This is a genomic window from Kitasatospora sp. NPDC088346 (assembly GCF_044740765.1).
GTDB lineage: Bacteria > Actinomycetota > Actinomycetes > Streptomycetales > Streptomycetaceae > Kitasatospora.
In genome coordinates, this window is the sequence record NZ_JBIURH010000084.1 from 17,023 (window position 1) to 21,213 (window position 4,191).

Genomic DNA, 4,191 nt, shown 5'->3' on the forward strand with positions numbered 1-4,191 from the left:
CCCCCCCCCGCGCGAACAGCAGGTCGCCGACCTCCTCGCGGCCGGCGCCGGCAACCAGGACATCGCCCCCGCCCTCGCCCTGTCCCCACGCACCGTCGAACACCACGTCGCCAACGTCCTGCGCAAACTCGGCACCACCCGCGCCCAGGTCCACGACGCCCTGCAATAACCCTTGGCGCCGGCACGCGGGGGGCCGGCCGATCCGGGCCTGCCACGATCAGGGCCGCCCAGAGCACGGGGCAGCGGCACCACTATCGCGGGGCGGGCATCGTGCCCGGGCAGAGGTCGGTGCCGCGCAGGGCCGGACCCGGCCGGTGAGCGGTGTCACGGGACGGCCCGCCATGCCGGGCAGCCGCGGCGCCCCGCGGCACCTGCCGGCCCGGGACACCGTCTTCCCTGCGCCGGACCCGGCGCCGGGCGTGGTACCCCGAACCCGCGATCCGGGCAAACGATCCAAAAAATGCCTCTGGACTTCGCACGCGCGGAGCGGGTAGAAAGCGCGCAACGACAAGCCGTACACCCACGGACGCCGCTGCCCGGGGCCTTCGTGTGCCCAGCCCCGCATCCGCGTCCGGTCACCGACGCCCCGCAGCCGATGCCCCGCCACGCCACCGCCGCCCACCCGGCGCCACCACAGGCGACCCCCGCGGCCAGGCCACCCGGTACACCGACAGTTGAGGTTGCCGCATGCCGCTGACCCTCGCAGACCTGCGCGCCAAGCAGTTCACCACCGTCCGCCTCCGCGAGGGCTACGACGAGAGCGAGGTCGACGACTTCCTCGACATCGTCGAAGCCGAACTCACCCGCCTGCTGCGAGAGAACGAGAACCTGCGGACCAGTCTCACCTCCGCCCTCCCGCGCCCCACCGCCACGACGCCGGACACCGGCACCGACAGCCCGGCGCTCGCGTCCCCGCGGCCGGACCCGGACAGCACGGACGGCGCGGGCCGTGTCCTCGAACTCGCCCAGCAGGTCGCCGACCAGGCCGTCGCCGCCGCCCGCACCGAGGCCGAGGCCGAGGCCGAGAACATCGTCGCGACCGCCCGCATGCGCGCCGGCGTCATCGAACGCGGCGCCCGCGCCGCAGCCGACGCTCTCGAACGCGACAGCCGCGCCCGGGCCCAGGCAGTCATCGGCGACCTGGAGGCCACCCGAACCGGTCTCGAAGCCAGGATCGAGGACCTGCGCGTCGTCGAACGCAACCATCACAACCGCCTCAAGACCTACCTGGAGCAGCAACTGCGCGCCCTGCCCGCACCCGCCGCCGACAGCGCCCCCACCCCGGCCTCCGATCCCGCACCGTTGTCGGCCCTGCACCTCGTCCACGCCGGTCCCCCGGCCGACCGAGCACCCACCGCAGCCGGCTCCGAGGAGGTGACCGCGACCACCGCGCTCCGGCAGCCCGCTGGCACGCCCATCCCGAGCCCGCTGCTCAAGAGGATCACCGCCACCACCCACCGCGGCACCACGCACGCCAGCGCAGTTCACTGAGCCCCTGGCGGCCACCTGGCGACGCGCCGCCCCGCCGTCCCACGCCCCCGGAACCCGCCCGAGCCGGCCGCCCAACCCACCAGCGCACGCCGCCTCGGGAAGCACTCCCCGGCCGCCCCCGCACCGGGCTGAACGGGGGCCGACGAAAGGACCTGAGCCCCCGTATGCGAAACCAGGCCAAGCACCGCCACACCCGCAGCCTGCGCTGGAAGCTCTCCGTCGCCGGCACCGCCGCAGCCGTCGCTGCCTCCGGCGCCACCTGGGCGCTCCACCACTGCCCCGCCGACAACCAACAGCCGGTCAACTCCTGGTCCACAACCGCGGAACCGTCCCCGTCCGCCGCCCACCCCGGTATCAGTCCACCGGCCGGCCCCACTCCGCCCGGCCCCACCGCACCGGCCCCACCGCTCCCCACACCCGGCTCGGCCACCGGCGCCACCGGCTTCGCGGAACCGACCCCGACACAGCCGCCCGACGCACCCTCGGCCTCACCCACCAGGCACCCGGGACCAACACATCCCGCCTCCAGAACAACGGCACCCTCCCACCGACCGGCCACACCGAGCACCACCAGCGCGGCGCCGCTGACAACACTCCGGCCCACCCCCGCGCCCCCGACCGACCTGCAGGTCCCGTCCGCCACGACACCCGCCTCCGCAAGCAACCCCGCGCCCACCCCGCCGGAGCCGAACCCGGTCCCAGAGACGCCTTCGCCCGCGCCCGCGCCCGACACGCCGGCCACCGCACAGCCCGCCAACGGACCCGCCACCGAGCCGCGCACCAACCCCGCCGACACCCCCTCCGCCCCTGCTCCGACGGCCCCCGCCCGACCTCACACCACGGCTACCCCGCCGCCCACCACCAGGACCGCACCGCCCCGCAACACGGCAACCCCGAGCCCGACCGCAGCGCCCACCCGACCGCAGCCCAGCAGCACGGCCCCCATCCCCACAGCCACACCCACCGACGCCGGCACCGCGCAACCCACCACCTCCCCCGCGACAACCACCCCCCGCCCGGTCCCAGCAGAACCGACCGCCCCGGTCCCGACCGACGCCCCCACGATGGCACCCACCGCGGCCGGCTGACCCGCCGGCGCCACGGCGGCAGCGGGCGGCTCGGGCGGGTTCGCGTCTTCCGGTCCTGTGAACGCACTCGGGGTGCCCCCCTCTTGCGGCAGTGAGTTCTGGGACGAAACGGTGTGGCAGTTTCCCGTTGCCGAGAACGGCAAGCCCGCAGCGGCCGGCCATCCCGGCGCGAACGGGGATCCCGGCACGGGCCAGAAGCGCGGAAAGGGCGGGCCCGGCGGCGACTTCAGCGCGCCCGGCACCGCAGGGCCTGCCACCCACGGCACCGGGGGCAGAGGAGGAGTCTGAGGCTCGGGCGGATGGGGCAGCGACGGCGGGATGGGCGGCTACGCCGACAAGAACGCCGGAAACGCCGGCGCCCTGTACAGCACCCAGCATCGGCAGGGGAAGGACGCCTACCACGAAACGTCGGGCGGCAGCGGCGCGCGCGGCACCGACGGGCAGGACGGAGCGGTCATCATCTGGTGACCCCGGTGTGGAAGGACACGGCCAGGGCGCGGCCTATTCGCCGTTGTGAAGACGACGGGCCCTCGGGCGGGTGGCCGAGGGCTCCGCTTTCGATCAGTACGGCTGGACCGGTGCTACGCGCCTCTGCTGGCACCGGGGATGGACGGGTTGCCGCACGTGTGCGCCCTGGTGGGACCTGTCGGAAGAGTTGGGGCTGTTCCAGATTGCTCACGGCGGCTGCTGCACGCCGGGCGGTCGACGGCACGCAGGGGATGTTCGCGGCCGCGGCGGACGTCGAGGACGACATCGACCGACCCGCCTCCGCGGACTCCGCCGTGTGCCGGACCCACAGCACGCGGCTGGCGCCCGCACCGGGTGCCGGCGGACGGGGCACCCGCCGGCCACGTCATCGGACACCACGCGTGGGTCTGAGCACCAAGGTCCAGCTGGCCAGTGACGGCCGGGCCCGCCCGCCGGCCCGTGTCGTAACGGGCAGGCAGGCAGGTGAGGCGTTGCTTGCACTCGCCCAACGGCGAGGCGTCCCGCACCGGATCGGTGCGGGACGCCTGCGACGAAGGTGTCAGATCACCCGGATGTTCTCGGCCTGCGGGCCCTTCTGGCCCTGGGCGACATCGAACTCGACGCGCTGGCCCTCGATGAGCTCACGGAAGCCGTTCGCGTTGATGTTCGAGTAGTGGGCGAACACATCCGGCCCACCGCCCTCCTGCTCGATGAAGCCGAAGCCCTTCTCGGCGTTGAACCACTTCACAGTTCCGGTAGCCATGCTGCTCCCTGGTCGGGGACGGGGTACGCACTGGTTGCGCACCCTCGGGGTTGAGGTGATCGCCCTGGTCCTCCGACTGCTGGTCGAGCGGTACATCGGAACCACGACTGCTGATCAAGAAGTTAGCCGAACGGGGGCTTCCGCGCCGGGAAATGAACCCGCGGTCGCCCGAACAGCAGCTCCGCGCTGCCGAGGGGCGGCCCCGTTCATGTGGACCGTTCGCGCTGGTCCCCGCCCCGCAGGTCGACGACGTCGCCGACCGTGCCCCGGCCAGGACCGCGGCGGCGGCGAGGGTGCGGATGCGCATCTGCGGTGACTCCTCGTACGAGCGGTGGGGCGGGAGGGGGTCGGTTCCCGCCCCACCGGCTTGGGTGGGCCTCA

General features: G+C 74.2%; 4 protein-coding genes. 3 read left to right on the plus strand and 1 reads right to left on the minus strand.

The features are described 5' to 3' along the window. The 3 genes from ACIOFR_RS39980 to ACIOFR_RS39990 form a co-directional block, all read left to right on the plus strand. Positions 1 to 169, plus strand: a 169-nt coding sequence (locus ACIOFR_RS39980) for a LuxR C-terminal-related transcriptional regulator (protein ID WP_401005418.1), incomplete at its 5' end; no start/stop codon positions are given. 518 nt (positions 170 to 687) lie between these two features. After that, a complete protein-coding gene (locus ACIOFR_RS39985; RefSeq protein WP_401005410.1) occupies positions 688 to 1,491 on the plus strand; it encodes a DivIVA domain-containing protein in 804 nt (267 codons plus the stop codon). Positions 1,492 to 2,897: 1,406 nt separating this feature from the next. Further along, positions 2,898 to 3,047 carry a hypothetical protein gene (locus ACIOFR_RS39990; RefSeq protein ID WP_401005412.1) on the plus strand — a complete coding sequence of 50 codons (150 nt, stop codon included), beginning with the start codon at positions 2,898 to 2,900 and terminating at the stop codon, positions 3,045 to 3,047. A 559-nt stretch (positions 3,048 to 3,606) separates the two neighbouring features. Here ACIOFR_RS39990 and ACIOFR_RS39995 read toward each other — a convergent pair. Beyond that, complete coding sequence (locus ACIOFR_RS39995; protein WP_401005414.1) at positions 3,607 to 3,810, minus strand: cold-shock protein; 204 nt, start codon at positions 3,808 to 3,810, stop codon at positions 3,607 to 3,609. Between the last annotated feature and the right edge of the window lie 381 nt (positions 3,811 to 4,191).

What these genes read in the sequence shown, in the direction of transcription:
- ACIOFR_RS39985 (WP_401005410.1), top strand. Translation starts at nt 688, where the DNA reads ATGCCGCTGACCCTCGCAGACCTGCGCGCCAAGCAGTTCACCACCGTC.
- ACIOFR_RS39990 (WP_401005412.1), top strand. Translation starts at nt 2,898, where the DNA reads ATGGGCGGCTACGCCGACAAGAACGCCGGAAACGCCGGCGCCCTGTAC.
- ACIOFR_RS39995 (WP_401005414.1), bottom strand. Translation starts at nt 3,810, where the DNA reads ATGGCTACCGGAACTGTGAAGTGGTTCAACGCCGAGAAGGGCTTCGGC.